The organism is Streptomyces monticola (genome assembly GCF_042665355.1).
Lineage (GTDB): Bacteria > Actinomycetota > Actinomycetes > Streptomycetales > Streptomycetaceae > Streptomyces > Streptomyces monticola.
Window position 1 is genome coordinate 1 of record NZ_JBHTCF010000037.1, and the last position, 16718, is coordinate 16718.

Below are 16718 nucleotides of genomic sequence, written 5' to 3' on the forward strand. Positions count from 1 at the left end.
CCGATGTGATCGGCATGTCGGGTCTTCTGGTGAAGTCCACGGTGATCATGAAGGAGAACCTGGAGGAGCTCAACCAGCGCAAGATGGCCGCCGACTTCCCGGTCATCCTGGGCGGCGCCGCCCTCACCCGCGCCTATGTCGAGCAGGATCTGCACGAGATCTACGAGGGTGAAGTCCGCTACGCCCGGGACGCGTTCGAGGGCCTGCGCCTGATGGACGCGCTGATCGCGGTCAAGCGCGGCGTGCCGGGGGCCACCCTGCCCGAACTCAAGCAGCGCCGCGTTCCCACGAACGCGACAGCGGCGGTCCTGGAGGCCGACGAGACCGAGGGCCCGGTGCGCTCGGACGTCGCCGTCGACAACCCGGTGCCGAAGCCGCCGTTCTTCGGCACCCGGGTCATCAAGGGGATCCAGCTCAAGGAGTACGCCTCCTGGCTGGACGAAGGCGCCCTGTTCAAGGGCCAGTGGGGCCTGAAGCAGGCGCGCGCCGGGGACGGACCCACGTACGAGGAGCTCGTCGAGACCGAGGGCCGACCGCGGCTGCGCGGCTGGCTGGACGAGCTGCAGACCAAGAACCTCCTCGAAGCCGCCGTGGTCTACGGCTACTTCCCCTGCGTCTCCAAGGGCGACGACCTGATCCTGCTCAACGAGGACGGCTCGGAGCGCACCCGCTTCTCGTTCCCGCGCCAGCGCCGCGGCCGGCGCCTGTGCCTGGCGGACTTCTTCCGTCCCGAGGAGTCGGGCGAGACGGATGTCGTGGGCCTGCAGGTGGTCACCGTCGGCTCCCGGATCGGCGAGGCCACGGCGGAACTCTTCGAGTCCAACTCCTACCGCGACTACCTCGAACTGCACGGCCTGTCCGTGCAGTTGGCCGAGGCGCTCGCCGAGTACTGGCACGCGCGCGTGCGCGGCGAACTGGGCTTCGCCGGTGAGGACCCCTCCGCCATGGAGGACATGTTCGCGCTGAGGTACCGGGGCGCGCGCTTCTCGCTCGGTTACGGCGCCTGCCCCAACCTGGAGGACCGCGCGAAGATCGCCGCACTCCTGGAGCCGGAGCGGATCGGCGTCGAGCTCTCCGAGGAGTTCCAGCTGCACCCGGAACAGTCCACCGACGCCATCGTCATCCACCACCCCGAGGCGAAGTACTTCAACGCCCGTTAGGCGCACCGGGGCGGGCGCTCCGGCGCTCGGGCCCCGGGGCTCCCGCCCCATATCCGCTGGGCATCGGCTGGGCGTCCGCTCGGCCCCCGGCGGACCCGCCGTGCACTCGGGCAAGTATCCCGGGGCGCTTCGGCGGCACGAGACGTACACTGGTCGGTCCAGTGCAGGCCGGTCGGCACTTTCGCGGGAAACCCCCGCGGGAGGTGCCGACCGGCCTTCTCGTCCCTTATGGAGGTGTGCCCGGATGACCAGTACGGTCCCCGCAGTCGGTACCCGAACGGCCGAAGGCTCAGCCCTGCAGGCCGTGCTCCTCGACATGGACGGCACGCTGGTGGACACCGAGGGCTTCTGGTGGGACGCCGAGGTGGAGGTCTTCGCCCGGCTCGGCCACGCCCTCGACGACTCCTGGCGCCATGTCGTGGTCGGCGGACCGATGACCCGCAGTGCCGGCTTCCTGATCGAGGCCACCGGCGCCGACATCACGCTGCCCGAACTGACGGTGCTGCTCAACGACGGCTTCGAGGACCGCATCAGCCGTGCCCTGCCGCTGATGCCGGGCGCCGCCCGGCTCCTGGCCGAACTGGCCGCGCACGACGTGCCCACGGCCCTGGTGTCCGCCTCGCACCGCCGCATCATCGACCGCGTCCTGCACTCGCTCGGGCCGCAGCACTTCTCGCTGACCATCGCGGGCGACGAGGTGGAGCGGACCAAGCCGCACCCCGACCCGTATCTCCTGGCCGCCTCGGGCCTCGGCGCCGACCCGTCCCGGTGCGCGGTCGTCGAGGACACCGCCACGGGTGTCGCGGCCGCCGAGGCCGCGGGCTGCCGGGTGGTGGCGGTGCCGTCGGTGGCGCCGATCACCCCGGCCACCGGACGTACCGTCGTCTCCTCACTCGAAGAAGTCGACCTGCCCTTTCTGCGCAAGCTGATCGGAACAGGCTGATCGGAACAGGCTGATCGGAACAAGCGATCGGAACTGATCAGCGGAGCCATTACGGGAATGCACCGGCCCGGGTACTCAGCGTGTTCCGGTAATTGGCGTGGAAACGCAGCGCGTTGATCCGGATATCGTCCGTCACCGGTCGGCTGGCCGAATTCCCTTGCCCCGCAACTTAGTTGAACGAGTGATGTTTATCACTGCGAGGCGGGTCGACAAGGGTGGGAGGCGTGTGCTGTACCCCGCTGGAAACGGGGGTCATGCGTGACCTTGTGTCCCGATTCATTGATCGGTGCACGAAACCTTCCCGTGTCCGGATATCGGTGAGTCCATCGTTGCTGCCGCTGCGTGATTACTGTTCAACTCCGGTCCTCTCCAGCTCTCCTGGCGTCGCGGACTAATGTCGTCGCGAGAACATCGCCATAACTCCCATGCCCCGCGCACACACCCCGTCGTGCGGGATCATGGGATCGAACGTTGGAGAACTGCGAGCATGAACCGCAAGACTCTGGTGCTGCCGGCCGTGATCGGCCTGCTCGCCCCCGTGCTCACCGCCTGCGGTGGGTCCGACGGCGGTGACGAGAGCGGCGACGCCATCGTCGTCGGCACCACCGACCGGTTCTCCGTATCGAGCAGCGCCCCGGCCCCGCTGGACCCGGCGTACGCCTACGACGCGGGCTCGTGGAACATCCTGCGCCAGACCATCCAGACGCTGATGCATCTGCCGCGCGGCGGCGGTGAGCCCGAGCCGGAGGCCGCGGAGCGCTGCGGCTTCACCGACAACGGCAACGAGCGGTACGAGTGCACGCTCCGCGACGACCTGAAGTTCTCCGACGGCGGCGACGTCACCGCCGAGGACGTGAAGTTCTCCATCGACCGCGTCCTCGGCATCAAGCACAAGAACGGCCCCGCCGGCCTGCTCGCCAATATCGACACCATCGAGGCCAGCGGCGAGCACAAGGTGGTCTTCCACCTGAAGTCGGGTGACGCGACCTTCCCGTACAAGCTGGCCACTCCGGCGGCGGGCATCGTCAACCCCGAGTCGTACAAGGCGAACAAGCTGCGCGACGGATTCCGCGTGGACGGATCGGGTCCCTACACGCTGGAGGCCGAGACCAAGAAGAACAAGCTGGTCAAGGCCGTCTTTACCAAGAACCCGCACTACAAGGGCGCTCTGAAGCCCAAGAGCGACAACAAGATCGAGCTGCGGTCCTTCGACGACGCCGGCGCCATGGGCAAGTCCCTGGAGAGCGGCGACATCGACATGATGGCCCGCAGCATGCAGCCCGAGCAGATCAAGAAGCTCGCCGACGACGCCACCGACAAGATCGAGTTCGTCGAGATGTCCGGTCTCGAAATGCGCTACCTCGGGTTCGACACCGACGCCCCCGAGGTCAAGGAGAAGGCCGTCCGCCAGGCGATGGCTCAGCTCGTGGACCGCGGCGAGATCACGTCGAAGGTGTACGGCGCCACCGCCGAGCCGCTCTACTCCCTGGTCCCGGCCACGATCACCGGGCACACCAACTCGTTCTTCAACAAGTACGGCGGGGTGCCGAGCACCGACAAGGCCCGCTCCCTGCTCGAAAAGGCGGGCATCAGGACCCCCGTCAAGCTCACCCTGAACTACACCACCGACCACTACGGCGCCGGCACCAAGAAGGAGTTCGAGCTCCTGCGCGATCAGCTGAACTCCAGCGGCCTGTTCGACGTCAAGATCAAGGGCACCGAGTGGCTGAAGTTCCGCGCCGCCGAACTCGACGGTGAGTACGCGGTGTACGGCATGGGCTGGTTCCCCGACTTCCCCGACGCCGACAACTTCATCGCGCCGTTCCTCGACAAGGACAACTTCCTCGCCTCGCCGTACGCGAACCGCACCATCCGCGACACCCTCATCCCGCAGTCCCGGCAGGAGACCGACCGCCTCAGCGCGTCCGACAGCATCGAGGCCGTCCAGGACATCGTGGCGAACGACGTGCCGGTGCTGCCGCTGTGGCAGGGCAAGCAGTACGTCGCCGCACGCGATGACATCACCGGTGTGCAGTGGGCCCTCAACTCCTCGTCGAACCTGCAGCTCTGGGAGCTCGGGCGCGGCGTCGGCGAGTAGTTCCTCCCTCGGCCTCGGCTCTCCCGCGGTTCCGCATCAGCACCGAGCCACCCGCACCAGGCCGCCCGCATCAAGCGATTCGCACCACGCAACAGGCACCACGCAACAGGCATCAAGCACTTAGCGACATAGCGACATAGCGACTAAGGAAAAACGTGAAAATGCGCACCCAGTGGCCCGTTCCGCTCCTCGCCGCGGGGCTGGCCGCCGGACTGCTCACCGGCTGCGGAACCGAAAAGGGTGACTCCGCGGACGCCGGTGACGGCGTGGTCATGGGGATGTCCGACGACGTCCTGGCCACCGACCCGGCCGCGGGTTACGACCCCGGCTCGTGGCTGCTCTTCAACAACGTGTTCCAGTCCCTGCTGAGCTTCCCCAAGGGCGGCACTCAGCCGGAGCCCGACGCCGCCAAGGAGTGCGGCTTCACGGACTCCCGTACGAAGGTCTTCCGCTGCACCCTGCGCGACGGGCTCAAGTTCAGCAACGGCAACGAACTCACTTCGAAGGACGTCAAGTACTCCTTCGACCGCAGCCGCAGGATCAACTCGGCCGACGGCCCCGCGGCGGTCATGCTCGGCTCGATCGACCGCGTCGAGACGCCCGACAAGAAGACCGTCGTCTTCAAGCTGAAGGTCCCCGACGCCACCTTCCCGAGCAAGATCGCCTCGGGTGCCGGCTCGATCGTGGACCACCGCGAGTACCCCGCCGACCGCCTGCGCACCGACAACGAGGCCATCGGCTCCGGCGTCTACACCCTGGAGTCCTTCGGCGACGACCAGTCGGTCTTCAAGGCCAATCCGGCCTACCGGGGACCGGCCGAGCGCAAGAACTCGGGCCTGACCCTGAAGTTCTTCCACAACGACCGCGAGAAGCTGAAGGACGCCCTCAAGGGCGGCCGGATCGACCTCGCCTACCGCGGACTCGCCGCCGAGGACATCGCCGACATCGAGAAGAGCGGCGACGAGTCGGGCGCCGAGGTCGTCGAGGGGTCGAGCGCCGAGGTCCAGCACCTGGTCTTCAACATGAAGGACCCGGTCGCGGGCAAGCTCGGCGTACGCAAGGCCTTCGCGTACCTGCTCGACCGCGAGGCCCTGGTCAACAAGGTCTACCAGGACACCGCGACGCCGCTGTACTCGATCATCCCGTCGGGCATCACCGCCCACACCACCCCGTTCTTCGACACCTACGGCGACGGGCCGCAGCGCGACAAGGCCGCCAAGGCACTGCGCGAGGAAGGTGTCGACGGCAAGGTGAAGCTCACCCTGTGGGCGACGCCGTCGCGCTACGGCCCGGCCACCGTCCAGGAGTTCAAGGCCATCGCGGCCCAGCTGAACGCCAGCGGACTGTTCGACGCCGACGTCAAGTCCGTGCCTTTCGAGCAGTACGAGAAGGACATCAAGGCCGGCAAGTACGGCGTCTACGTGAAGGGCTGGGTCCCCGACTACCCGGACCCCGACAACTTCACCCAGCCGTTCTTCGGCGCGGACAACGTGCTGCAGAACAACTACACCAACTCCGCCATCACCGACCGGATCATCCCGGAGACCGCGGCCCTGAGCGAACGCGCCGCCACCGAGCCGAAGTTCGGCGAGCTGCAGGACCTGGTGGCCGAGGAGCTGCCGGTCCTGCCGGTGTGGCAGGGCAAGCAGTACGCGGTCACCAGCGACCGTGTCACCGGTGTCGAGTGGTGTCTCGACGCCTCCACGGTGTTCCGCTTCTGGGAGCTGGAGAAGCACTGACACCGGCACGGCACACGAGAGCGGGCCGCCCCCTTAGCCGAAGGGAGCGGCCCGCTCTCGTGTGTCCTCGTATGTCCCGCTCAGACAGCTAGGACGGCCAAGACGGGCTCAGTCGGTCACTGCGCGCCGGGCCGCACAAGCCCGCTCTCGTACGCGTACACCGCCGCCTGCACACGGTCGCGCAGGCCCAGCTTGGTCAGGACGTGACCCACATGCGTCTTCACCGTGGTCTCACTGACGAAGAGATCGGCCGCGATCTCCGCATTGGAGAGGCCCCGCGCCACCAGCTTGAGCACCTCGACCTCACGCTCGGTCAGGGTGTGCAGCGTGTCCGGCACCGGCTCGTCCCCGGACGGCAGATGCCCGGCGTACTTGTCGAGCAGCCTGCGCGTGATGCTCGGCGCCAGCATCGCCTCGCCCGCGGCGACCACGCGGATGGCCTGCACCAGCTCATGCGCGGGCGCGTCCTTGAGCAGGAAGCCGCTGGCGCCGGCCTTCAGCGCCTCCACGACGTACTCGTCCAGGTCGAAGGTGGTGAGCACGAGAACCTTCGCGGGCCCGTCACGCCCGGGGCCGGTGATCTGCCGGGTCGCCTCGACCCCGTCCATCCGGGGCATACGGATGTCCATCAGGACCACGTCGGGCTGCAGCGCACGCACCTGGTCGAGCGCCTGCAGACCGTCCCCGGCCTCGCCGACGACCGCGAGATCCTGCTCGGCCTCCAGGATCATCCGGAAGCCGGTGCGCAGCAGCGGCTGGTCGTCGACCAGCAGGACGCGGATCGCCACGTGATTCTCCTTCGCTAGACCGGCCCCATTCTGCCCTGCGCACCGGCGTCGGACTCGGGCGCCCTGACCGGAAGCGGATACGGCGGTGGAGTGCCGCCGAATTCCGGGCATACCGCCTGGTGGTCGCACCAGCCGCACAGCTTCGTGGGCCGCGGCCGCCATTCGCCCGACTCGGTGGCCTGCCGGATGGCCTCCCACAGCGTGTGCAGCTTGCGCTCCACCCGCTCCAGATCCGCCTGCACCGGGTCGTACGTCAACACGTCGCCGCTGCCCAGATAGACCAGCTGGAGGCGGCGCGGGATCACGCCCTTCAGGCGCCACACCACGAGGGCGTAGAACTTCATCTGGAAGAGGGCACCCTCCGCGTACTCGGGGCGGGGGGCCTTGCCCGTCTTGTAGTCGACGATGCGGACCTCGCCCGTCGGGGCGACATCGACCCGGTCGATGATGCCGCGCAGCTTGAGGCCCGATTCGAGCTCGGTCTCCACGAACAGCTCACGCTCCGCGGGCTCGAGCCGGGTCGGGTCCTCCAGCGTGAACCAGCGCTCCACCAGGGACTCGGCCTGCGCCAGCCAGCGGGCCATGCGCTCGCCCGCGCCCTCGTCGTCCGCGCCCTCACCGTCGCCGGCGAACAGCTCCTCCAGCTCCGGCTTGGCCGTCCGCAGCCGGTCCCACTGGCCCGGAATCAGCGACTTCGCGCGCGGTGCGGTGCGCTCCGCCGCCGGCGCGTCGAAGAGGCGCTCGAGCACCGCGTGCACCAAAGTGCCGCGCGTGGCCGCTTCGCTCGGCTTCTCGGGGAGCTTGTCGATGACCCGGAAGCGGTAGAGCAGCGGGCACTGCATGAAGTCGCTTGCCCGGGAAGGCGAGAGCGACGCCGGGGGCGCGGCGGCCACGGCAGCCTCGGTGCTGTTTTCCATGGAGAAGACCCTACGACCCACGACTGACAGCGGCCGCATACCATCGACGTCGGACCCTCTCGCACTGCATGATCGTGGCGGCGAGAGACGCTTCGCACGAGGAGACTGAGGGGTCACAGTGGACGAGAGCGGGCAGCCGCGCTCCGGTACCGGGGGAGCGGACCCCACCACCGGACAGAGCGCACCGCAGCGCTCGCCGGAAGACCAGCCTGTGGCAGAGCGGGCAGTGACCGAGGAGTCCCCGAAGCTTCCGTCCAAGGATGAACCCGAGCCCGAGCCCGAGCCGGGGCCCGAGCCGGAGCAGCGCGAAAGCGAGCAGGTGAAGTCGGAGCAGCCCGAAAGCGATCAGCCGAGGCCGCAGCCGGAGCAGCCCCGGAGCGATCAGCTCCTGGACGAGCGCCCCGAAGCGCCCGGTCCCGACAGGCCGCAACTCCGCAAGGACGAGCCGTCCCGGCAAGCCGCCGAGCCCCCGCGCACCCCCGCATCGGGCGGGCCCGCCAAACCGGCGCGTACCCGTGAGCCCGGCGGCGGACTCCTCATGGGCCGCATCTTCGGCGTACCCATCTACGTCGCCCCCAGCTGGTTCCTCGTCGCAGCCCTCATCACCTGGGTCTTCGGCGGCCAGCTCGACCGTGTGCTGCCCGAACTCGGCGCCGCCCGCTATCTCGTGTCCCTCTTCTTCGCGGTCGCCTTCTACGCCTCCGTGCTCGTCCACGAACTGGCCCACACCGTCGTCGCCCTGCGCTACAAGCTCCCGGTGCGCCGTATCCAACTGCAGTTCTTCGGCGGCGTATCGGAGATCGAGAAGGAGTCGGAGACCCCGGGCCGCGAGTTCGTGCTCGCCTTCGTCGGCCCGCTGCTCTCGCTCGTACTCGCCGCCGTGTTCTACGGGGGCATGTACGCCGTCGAGCCCGGCACCGTCCCCGGCGTCCTGATCGCCGGACTCATGATCTCCAACCTGATCGTGGCGGTCTTCAACCTGCTCCCCGGTCTGCCCCTCGACGGCGGCCGGATGCTCCGCGCCGTCGTCTGGAAGATCACCGGCAAGCCCATGACGGGCACGGTCGCCGCGGCCTGGGTCGGCCGGGCGCTCGCCGTCTGCGTCCTCATCGGCCTGCCGCTGCTCACCCAGTCGGGCGCCCTCGGCGACACGGCCTCCGACTCCGTCGGCATGGACACCGTCACCGACGCCCTCCTCGCCGCGATCCTCGCCGCGATCATCTGGACCGGCGCCGGCAACAGCCTGCGCATGGCCCGTCTGCGCGAGCACCTGCCGGAGCTGCGCGCCCGCACCCTCACCCGGCGCGCGGTCCCGGTCGAGTCGCACACCCCTCTGTCGGAGGCGCTGCGCCGCGCCAATGAGGCCGGTGCCCGCGCCCTCGTCGTCGTCGACGGCCATGGCGACCCGACCGCCGTCGTCCGGGAGGCTGCCATCGTGGGCGTCCCCGAGCACCGCCGCCCCTGGGTGGCGGTCAGCGGTCTCGCCCAGGACCTCACCGCGGGCATGCGGGTCTCGGCCGAGCTCGCCGGCGAGGAACTCATCGACACCCTGCGCGCGACCCCCGCCACCGAATACCTGGTGGTGGAGGAGACCGGCGAGATCTACGGCGTACTGTCCACCGCCGACGTGGAGCGTGCCTTCGTCAAGGCGATGGCCCGCCCGAACTGACGCCCGCGCCCGCGCTCCCGGCGGCCACCACCCTGGTCGGCCGCCCGGCGCGGGGCCGGTACCCTGGTCACATGTCCGAACCGACCGGTGCCGCCCGCCGACGCGGGCCCTTCAAGGTCGGGGACCAGGTTCAGCTGACCGACCCCAAGGGCCGCCACTACACGTTCACGCTCGAAGAGGGAAAGAACTTCCACACCCACAAGGGTTCCTTCCCGCACGACGAGCTGATCGGCGCACCCGAGGGCAGCGTTGTCCGCACCACCGGAAACGTCGCCTACCTCGCGCTGCGCCCCCTGCTCCCCGACTATGTCCTGTCCATGCCCCGCGGCGCCGCCGTGGTCTACCCCAAGGACGCGGGACAGATCCTGTCCTTCGCCGACATCTTCCCCGGCGCCCGCGTCGTGGAGGCAGGCGTCGGCTCCGGCTCGCTCAGCAGCTTCCTGCTGCGCGCCATCGGCGACCAGGGCATGCTGCACAGCTACGAGCGCCGCCAGGACTTCGCCGACATCGCGCAGCAGAACGTGGAGCGCTACTTCGGCGGCCCCCACCCCGCCTGGCAGCTGACGGTCGGTGACCTTCAGGACAACCTGTCCGACAGCGACGTCGACCGCGTCATCCTCGACATGCTCGCCCCTTGGGAGTGCCTGGAGGCCGTCTCCAAGGCGCTCGTTCCCGGCGGCATCCTGTGCTGCTACGTCGCGACCACCACGCAGATGGCGCGCACCGTGGAGTCCATCCGCGAGATGGGCTGCTTCAACGAGCCCACGGCATGGGAGTCGATGGTCCGCAACTGGCACATCGAGGGCCTCGCCGTCCGCCCGGACCACCGCATGATCGGCCACACCGGCTTCCTGCTCACCGCCCGCCGCCTCGCGGACGGAGTGGAGCCGCCGCTGCGCCGCCGCCGTCCGTCGAAGGGCGCCTACGGCGAGGACTACACCGGCCCGAACGCCGACGGCGGTACGCCCTCCGCCCGCTGACCCGCACTCAGAACAGAGGCACCAGGCACCACACAACGAACAGGCGCCGCCGCAGAGTTCCCGAAGTCTCCACGGAACTCGACGGCGGCGCCTTGACGTTGACTTGACCCATCCTTGACGCAGCCTCACCGGACCCCGGCGTTCCACCACACTGTGACGTATGGCACCATGCAGGGCACCCCCACCGGCACAGCCCTCACAGGAGACACTCCTAGTGCAGCACCCCGCCGTCCCGGAACTGGCGCACACCACCACCCGCCCCGTCCACTGGCTCGCCACCGCGGCGGCCCTGGCCGCCGTCGTCGCGGGCTCGTCCTTTCTGCAGCCCGAGAACGCCACCGCGGCCCAGGCGGGCCCACCGCCCGTGAGCACCGCCTCCGCCCCCGATCCCAACACCGTCGACTACCCACAGCAGTGCGGCGTCACGGCACCCCAGGTCCAGAAGAAGGCCTCGGGTGACCTCGACGGCGACGGCCGCCCGGAGACCGTCGCGGTGGTCCGCTGCGCCTCCGGCTCCGGCACCCCGCCCAGCGGCGTCTACGTCATCGCCCAGCCGGAGAACGGCAGGGCGCGCGTCGTGGCGACCCTCGTCGCCCCCAAGGAACGCCTCAGCGTCAGCGACTTCGCCGTCAGCGGCGGCGCGGTCACGGCGACCCTGCTCGGCTACTCGTCGCCCGACGTGCCGCGATGCTGCCCCGATGAGCAGGACAAAGCCAAGTGGCAGTGGCAGGACGGGTCGTTCGTCCGCACCAAGCAGCCAGCCGCCAAGAGCGTCTGACACCTACGTGCGGTGGCCGGACCGCTACGGCGCGTCCGGCCCGTACACCTCGACGCTGTCCGAGACGCGTCGTACATGGATGCACTCGCCCGGACATTCCTTGGCGGAGTCCACGACATCCTTGAGAAGCGGCAGTGGTACGCGCGTTGTGGCGCCCGGCTCCTGGAGCAGCTCGTCCTGCGCGCTCTTCACATAGGCCAGACCGTCGATGTCGAGCTCGAAGACCTCCGGCGCGTACTGCGCGCAGATCCCGTCGCCGGTGCACAGGTCCTGGTCGATCCAGACCTCGAGCCTCTCGTCGACGTCGGCTGCCGGGGCCTCGTGCTGCACGGTCATCTCTCCAGATCGGTCGCCTGTATCTCACGCCCCGCGACGGCCTGTGACTTACAAGTCGGGCCAGCCCTGACGGGTGTTGAACGTTTCGACGATACAACCGCTCGCTTTTCGATGTTGTTCGGTGGGTATTTACCTGGCGTGAGGGAGTGCGCAAGGGTGAAGATCGGACACGCCCCGACGTCTTTGTGATCTAGGGGTTTCAATCCGTACCGGCCCAGGTAGGGTCAGGAAGCGTCCAGCTCCCCTTGGAGGAGGTGAGGACCGTGGCAGCCCACGACGACGACATGAACCGCGGCATCCGCCCGGGTCGAGGGTCCGATGACCCTGCCGGTCAGATTGCCTATCTCGAGCAGGAGATCGCCGTCCTGCGACGCAAGCTCGCCGACTCTCCGCGGCATACGAGGATTCTCGAAGAGCGGATCGTCGAGCTGCAGACCAACCTGGCCGGCGTATCCGCGCAGAACGAGCGACTCGCGAACACGCTCCGTGAGGCCCGCGACCAGATCGTGGCCCTCAAGGAAGAGGTCGACCGGCTCGCACAGCCGCCGGCCGGCTTCGGTGTCTTCCTGCAGGCGAATGAGGACGGCACCTGTGACATCTTCACCGGGGGCCGCAAGCTCCGGGTGAACGTCAGCCCCAGCGTGGAGGTCGAAGAGCTCAGGCGCGGCCAGGAAGTGATGCTCAACGAAGCGCTCAACGTGGTCGAGGCCATGGAGTTCGAGCGCGCCGGGGACATCGTCACCCTCAAGGAGATCCTCGAGGACGGCGAGCGCGCCCTGGTGGTCGGGCACACGGATGAAGAGCGGGTGGTGCGGCTCGCCGAGCCCCTGCTCGACATCAACATCCGGCCGGGCGATGCCCTCCTGCTCGAACCCCGCTCAGGCTACGTCTACGAGGTCGTGCCCAAGAGCGAGGTCGAAGAGCTGGTCCTGGAAGAGGTCCCGGACATCGGCTACGAGCAGATCGGCGGTCTGGGCAACCAGATCGAGCTGATCCGCGACGCGGTCGAGCTTCCGTACCTCTACCCGGACCTCTTCAAGGAGCACGAACTGCGGCCGCCCAAGGGCGTGCTGCTGTACGGCCCGCCCGGCTGCGGCAAGACGCTGATCGCCAAGGCGGTCGCCAACTCCCTTGCCAAGAAGGTCGCAGAGGTGACCGGACAGGCCGCGGGGAAGAGCTTCTTCCTCAATATCAAGGGCCCCGAGCTCCTCAACAAGTACGTCGGTGAGACCGAGCGGCAGATCCGCCTCGTCTTCCAGCGAGCCCGTGAGAAGGCCAGCGAAGGCACTCCCGTCATCGTCTTCTTCGACGAGATGGAGTCGCTCTTCCGCACCCGTGGATCGGGCGTCAGCTCGGACGTGGAGAACACCATCGTCCCGCAGCTGCTCGCCGAGATCGACGGCGTGGAAGGCCTGCAGAACGTCGTGGTGATCGGCGCCTCCAACCGTGAGGACATGATCGACCCGGCGATCCTGCGTCCCGGCCGCCTCGATGTGAAGATCAAGATCGAGCGCCCGGACGCCGAGGCCGCGAAGGACATCTTCGCCAAGTACATGAAGTCCACGCTGCCGCTGCACGACGACGACCTCGTCGAGCACAGCGGCGACCGCGTCGCCACCGCCGCCGGAATGATCCAGTCCGTCGTCGAGCAGATGTACGCGGAATCCGAAGAGAACCGCTTCCTTGAAGTCACCTACGCCAACGGCGACAAGGAAGTCCTGTACTTCAAGGACTTCAACTCCGGCGCAATGATCGAGAACATCGTCGGCCGCGCCAAGAAGATGGCCATCAAGGCATTCCTCGAACACAACCAGAAGGGCCTCCGCGTCGCGCACCTCCTCCAGGCGTGCGTCGACGAGTTCAAGGAGAACGAGGACCTTCCCAACACCACCAACCCGGACGACTGGGCCCGGATTTCCGGCAAGAAGGGCGAGCGGATCGTCTACATCCGTACGCTCGTCACCGGAAAGCAGGGCGCGGACACCGGACGCTCCATCGACACGGTGGCCAACACCGGTCAGTACCTGTAAATGGCAGGGCGGCTGCGGGTGCCCTTCACGGGGTACCCGCAGCCGACTGTTTTTCAGGCCAGAACCGGAGCAAGAGCAATGACTGAATTGATCTCCCCACCAGCGCAGAGGCGTTCTAGGCTCTTCGGTACCACCGAGTCGCGCAGTGCGGGGACGGGCACCGCACACGCACCGGAGAACCAGCGGTACTTGAGCGCCGTTCCCACAGGGGAGCGCCGCCGGGCAAGGAGGGCCGCATGACCGTACGGCGAGTAATGGGCATCGAGACGGAGTACGGCATCTCCGTCCCCGGCCACCCCAACGCCAATGCCATGCTCACCTCGTCCCAGATCGTCAACGCCTACGCGGCGGCGATGCACCGGGCGCGCCGCGCCCGCTGGGACTTCGAGGAGGAGAATCCGCTGCGGGACGCGCGAGGCTTCGACCTCGCCCGCGAGGCCGCCGACGCCAGCCAGCTCACCGACGAGGACATCGGCCTCGCCAATGTGATCCTCACCAACGGCGCACGTCTCTACGTCGACCACGCACACCCCGAGTACAGCGCGCCCGAGGTCACCAACCCCTGGGACGCCGTCCTGTGGGACAAGGCCGGCGAGCGCATCATGGCCGAGGCCGCCGAGCGCGCGGCCCAGCTCCCTGGTGCCCAGGCGATCCACCTCTACAAGAACAACACCGACAACAAGGGCGCGTCCTACGGCACGCACGAGAACTACCTGATGAAGCGGGAGACCCCCTTCTCGGACATCGTGCGCCACCTGACGCCGTTCTTCGTCTCCCGGCAGGTCGTCACCGGCGCCGGCCGGGTCGGAATCGGCCAGGACGGCCATGAGCACGGCTTCCAGCTGAGCCAGCGCGCCGACTACTTCGAGGTCGAGGTCGGCCTCGAGACCACCCTCAAGCGCCCCATCATCAACACCCGCGACGAACCGCACGCGGACGCGGAGAAGTACCGCCGGCTGCACGTCATCATCGGCGACGCGAACCTCTCCGAGATCTCGACGTATCTGAAGCTCGGCACCACCGCCCTGGTCCTGTCGATGATCGAGGACAACTTCATCGCCGTGGACCTCGCCGTGGACCAGCCGGTGCGCACCCTGCACCAGGTCTCCCACGACCCGTCCCTGAAGCGCCTGATCACGCTGCGCAGCGGCCGCACCCTGACAGCCGTGCAGCTCCAGATGGAGTACTTCGAGCTGGCCCGCAAGTACGTCGAGGAGCGCTTCGGCGCCGACGCCGACGAGCAGACCAAGGATGTCCTGGCCCGTTGGGAGGACGTCCTCACGCGCCTTGAGAGCGACCCGATGAGCCTGTCCGGGGAACTGGACTGGGTCGCCAAGCGGGAGCTCATGGAGGGCTACCGCCGGCGTGACGAGCTCGACTGGGACGCGGCCCGGCTGCACCTCGTCGACCTCCAGTACGCCGACGTACGCCCCGACAAGGGCCTGTACAACCGTCTCGCGGCCCGCGGCAAGATGAAGCGCCTGCTCGACGAGGCGGACGTGGAGCGTGCCGAGAGCAAGCCGCCGGAGGACACCAGGGCCTACTTCCGCGGCCGCTGCCTCGAGCAGTACGCGGACGACGTGGCCGCGGCCTCGTGGGACTCGGTCATCTTCGACCTGCCGGGCCGTGATTCGCTCCAGCGGGTCCCAACCCTGGAACCGCTTCGCGGAACGCGTAATCACGTCAAGGAGCTCCTTGACCGGTGCAGGACCGCGGAAGACCTGGTCCGGGTCCTATCCGGCGGCTGAGAGGCGCCTGAAAGTTCCCCGGCGCGGGAATCACAAGGGTGGGCCCCGCACGTTGAAGAAAGTGCGGGGCCAATGTCGGACCTACGGCATAGGGTCTGATCAAGAACGTCGAACGTCGACACCGAGCGGGGTGAGTCAGATGGCGACCAAGGACACTGACGGCGGACAGCAGAAGGCGACGCGTTCCACCGAGGAGGTCGAGGAGCAGGCTCAGGACGAGCAGGCAACGGAAGACCTCAAGGAGCGGCAGGAGAAGCTGAGCGACGACGTCGACTCGGTTCTGGACGAGATCGACGATGTGCTCGAAGAGAATGCCGAGGACTTCGTGCGGTCGTTCGTGCAAAAGGGCGGCCAGTAACCCGGCCCTCCTTCGGATCGAAGGCGCAACGAGCGGGTCTCCGGTGAGGACGCCAAGTGCGGGTGTGCTGTGCGGTGCGGTCGGTGCCGACCGCGCACACGCCTCGCGCGGCGTCCCGTGCCGGGGCCCGCGTGATCTGCCCAAAGGCCCCGGCCGTGCATGTGGATCATTGCCATATGGCGGGTAGGGTCCGAGGCGTACTCTGCTTCAACTGCAATTCGGCCACCGGCAAGTTGGGGACGATCCCGACGCACTGAGTCGGGCCATCGCTTACTTGGGAGGAAACTCGTGGAAGCCAATCCCCGTAGCACCGGGCGTCTACCAGCGGCCTTCCTGACGCCCGGATCCTCGTCATTCATGGACTTCATCTCCGAGCACCAGCCGGAGATGCTGCCCGGCAATCGTCAATTGCCGCCCGTCAAGGGCGTGATTGAGGCGCCGCACGGCACGACCATCGTCGCCGTCACCTTTCCCGGCGGCGTGGTGCTCGCAGGTGACCGGCGGGCCACCATGGGCAACATGATCGCGCAGCGCGACATCGAGAAGGTCTTCCCGGCCGACGAGCACTCGGCCGTGGGCATCGCGGGCACGGCGGGTCTGGCCGTGGAGATGGTGAAGCTGTTCCAGCTGGAGCTGGAGCACTTCGAGAAGGTCGAGGGCGCCACCCTCTCCCTGGAGGGCAAGGCCAACCGGCTGTCCACGATGATCCGTTCCAACCTCGGTCTGGCGCTGCAGGGCCTGGCCGTGGTGCCGCTGTTCGCGGGTTATGACATCGACCGCGAGCGGGGCCGGATCTTCTCGTACGACGTCACGGGCGGCCGCTCCGAGGAGCACGGTTACGCCGCGACCGGTTCGGGCTCGATCTTCGCCCGTGGGGCGATGAAGAAGCTCTACAAGGAAGATCTGACGGAGGAGCAGGCCACCACCCTGGTCATCCAGGCGCTGTACGACGCCGCGGACGACGACTCCGCGACGGGCGGCCCGGATGTGGCCCGCCGGATCTATCCGATCGTCACCGTCATCACCGACGAGGGATTCCGGAAGCTCACCGACGAGGAGTCCTCCGAGATCGCCCGCGCGATCCTGGAGCGGCGTCTGGAGCAGCCCGACGGCCCCCGCGCCGCGCTCCTCTAAGCCTTTTCGGACCCCGGAATGCACTCGCCACTGACAGAAA

The 16718-nt window shown here is 68.2% G+C and carries 14 protein-coding genes and 1 pseudogene; 12 read left to right on the top strand and 3 right to left on the bottom strand.

From position 1 onward, the window contains the following. The 4 genes from ACFQVC_RS40985 to ACFQVC_RS41000 all read left to right on the top strand — a co-directional run. A partial coding sequence (locus ACFQVC_RS40985) for a vitamin B12 dependent-methionine synthase activation domain-containing protein (protein ID WP_381841361.1) occupies positions 1–1160 on the top strand: 1160 nt, incomplete at its 5' end. A 244-nt stretch (positions 1161–1404) separates the two neighbouring features. Next, positions 1405–2103, top strand: coding sequence for an HAD family hydrolase (locus ACFQVC_RS40990; RefSeq protein WP_381841364.1), 699 nt, complete (start codon positions 1405–1407; stop codon positions 2101–2103). A gap of 487 nt (positions 2104–2590) precedes the next feature. Continuing rightward, positions 2591–4201 (top strand): ABC transporter substrate-binding protein, encoded by a 1611-nt coding sequence (locus tag ACFQVC_RS40995; RefSeq protein ID WP_381841367.1) that lies wholly within the window; start codon positions 2591–2593, stop codon positions 4199–4201. Positions 4202–4356: 155 nt separating this feature from the next. After that, positions 4357–5940 (top strand): ABC transporter substrate-binding protein, encoded by a 1584-nt coding sequence (locus ACFQVC_RS41000; RefSeq protein WP_381841370.1) that lies wholly within the window; start codon positions 4357–4359, stop codon positions 5938–5940. Positions 5941–6056: 116 nt separating this feature from the next. On the opposite strand, the gene ACFQVC_RS41005 is transcribed toward ACFQVC_RS41000, so the two are convergent. Then, positions 6057–6728: a response regulator gene (locus ACFQVC_RS41005; RefSeq protein ID WP_381841372.1), complete on the bottom strand. Its 672-nt coding sequence runs from the start codon at positions 6726–6728 to the stop codon at positions 6057–6059. A 14-nt stretch (positions 6729–6742) separates the two neighbouring features. Further along, positions 6743–7645, bottom strand: coding sequence for a RecB family exonuclease (locus ACFQVC_RS41010; protein ID WP_381841375.1), 903 nt, complete (start codon positions 7643–7645; stop codon positions 6743–6745). Positions 7646–7763: 118 nt separating this feature from the next. Here ACFQVC_RS41010 and ACFQVC_RS41015 point away from each other — a divergent pair, with 118 nt between their 5' ends. The 3 genes from ACFQVC_RS41015 (at position 7764) to ACFQVC_RS41025 (ending at position 11072) form a co-directional block, all read left to right on the top strand. Beyond that, positions 7764–9314: a site-2 protease family protein gene (locus ACFQVC_RS41015; RefSeq protein ID WP_381841378.1), complete on the top strand. Its 1551-nt coding sequence runs from the start codon at positions 7764–7766 to the stop codon at positions 9312–9314. 71 nt (positions 9315–9385) lie between these two features. After that, entirely contained in the window at positions 9386–10294 is a 909-nt protein-coding gene (locus ACFQVC_RS41020) for a tRNA (adenine-N1)-methyltransferase (protein WP_381841381.1), read from the top strand. Positions 10295–10508: 214 nt separating this feature from the next. Next, a complete protein-coding gene (locus ACFQVC_RS41025) occupies positions 10509–11072 on the top strand; it encodes a hypothetical protein (protein ID WP_381841384.1) in 564 nt (187 codons plus the stop codon). A 24-nt stretch (positions 11073–11096) separates the two neighbouring features. Here ACFQVC_RS41025 and ACFQVC_RS41030 read toward each other — a convergent pair whose 3' ends face one another. Further along, positions 11097–11408 (bottom strand): ferredoxin, encoded by a 312-nt coding sequence (locus ACFQVC_RS41030; RefSeq protein WP_381841387.1) that lies wholly within the window; start codon positions 11406–11408, stop codon positions 11097–11099. 263 nt (positions 11409–11671) lie between these two features. Here ACFQVC_RS41030 and arc point away from each other — a divergent pair, with 263 nt between their 5' ends. From arc to prcB, 5 genes and pseudogenes are all read left to right on the top strand, one after another. Beyond that, positions 11672–13438: a proteasome ATPase gene (arc, locus tag ACFQVC_RS41035; RefSeq protein ID WP_381841390.1), complete on the top strand. Its 1767-nt coding sequence runs from the start codon at positions 11672–11674 to the stop codon at positions 13436–13438. Between the two features lie 236 nt (positions 13439–13674). Next, positions 13675–15186, top strand: coding sequence for a depupylase/deamidase Dop (dop, locus tag ACFQVC_RS41040; RefSeq protein ID WP_381841393.1), 1512 nt, complete (start codon positions 13675–13677; stop codon positions 15184–15186). Between the two features lie 139 nt (positions 15187–15325). After that, positions 15326–15544: a ubiquitin-like protein Pup gene (locus tag ACFQVC_RS41045; RefSeq protein ID WP_381841396.1), complete on the top strand. Its 219-nt coding sequence runs from the start codon at positions 15326–15328 to the stop codon at positions 15542–15544. Positions 15545–15654: 110 nt separating this feature from the next. Next, a pseudogene (locus ACFQVC_RS41050) lies at positions 15655–15881 on the top strand (endonuclease domain-containing protein); the annotation flags it as partial. Continuing rightward, positions 15833–16678 (top strand): proteasome subunit beta, encoded by an 846-nt coding sequence (gene prcB, locus ACFQVC_RS41055; protein ID WP_381841399.1) that lies wholly within the window; start codon positions 15833–15835, stop codon positions 16676–16678. The pseudogene ACFQVC_RS41050 and the gene prcB, both read left to right, overlap by 49 nt. Positions 16679–16718 lie beyond the last annotated feature (40 nt).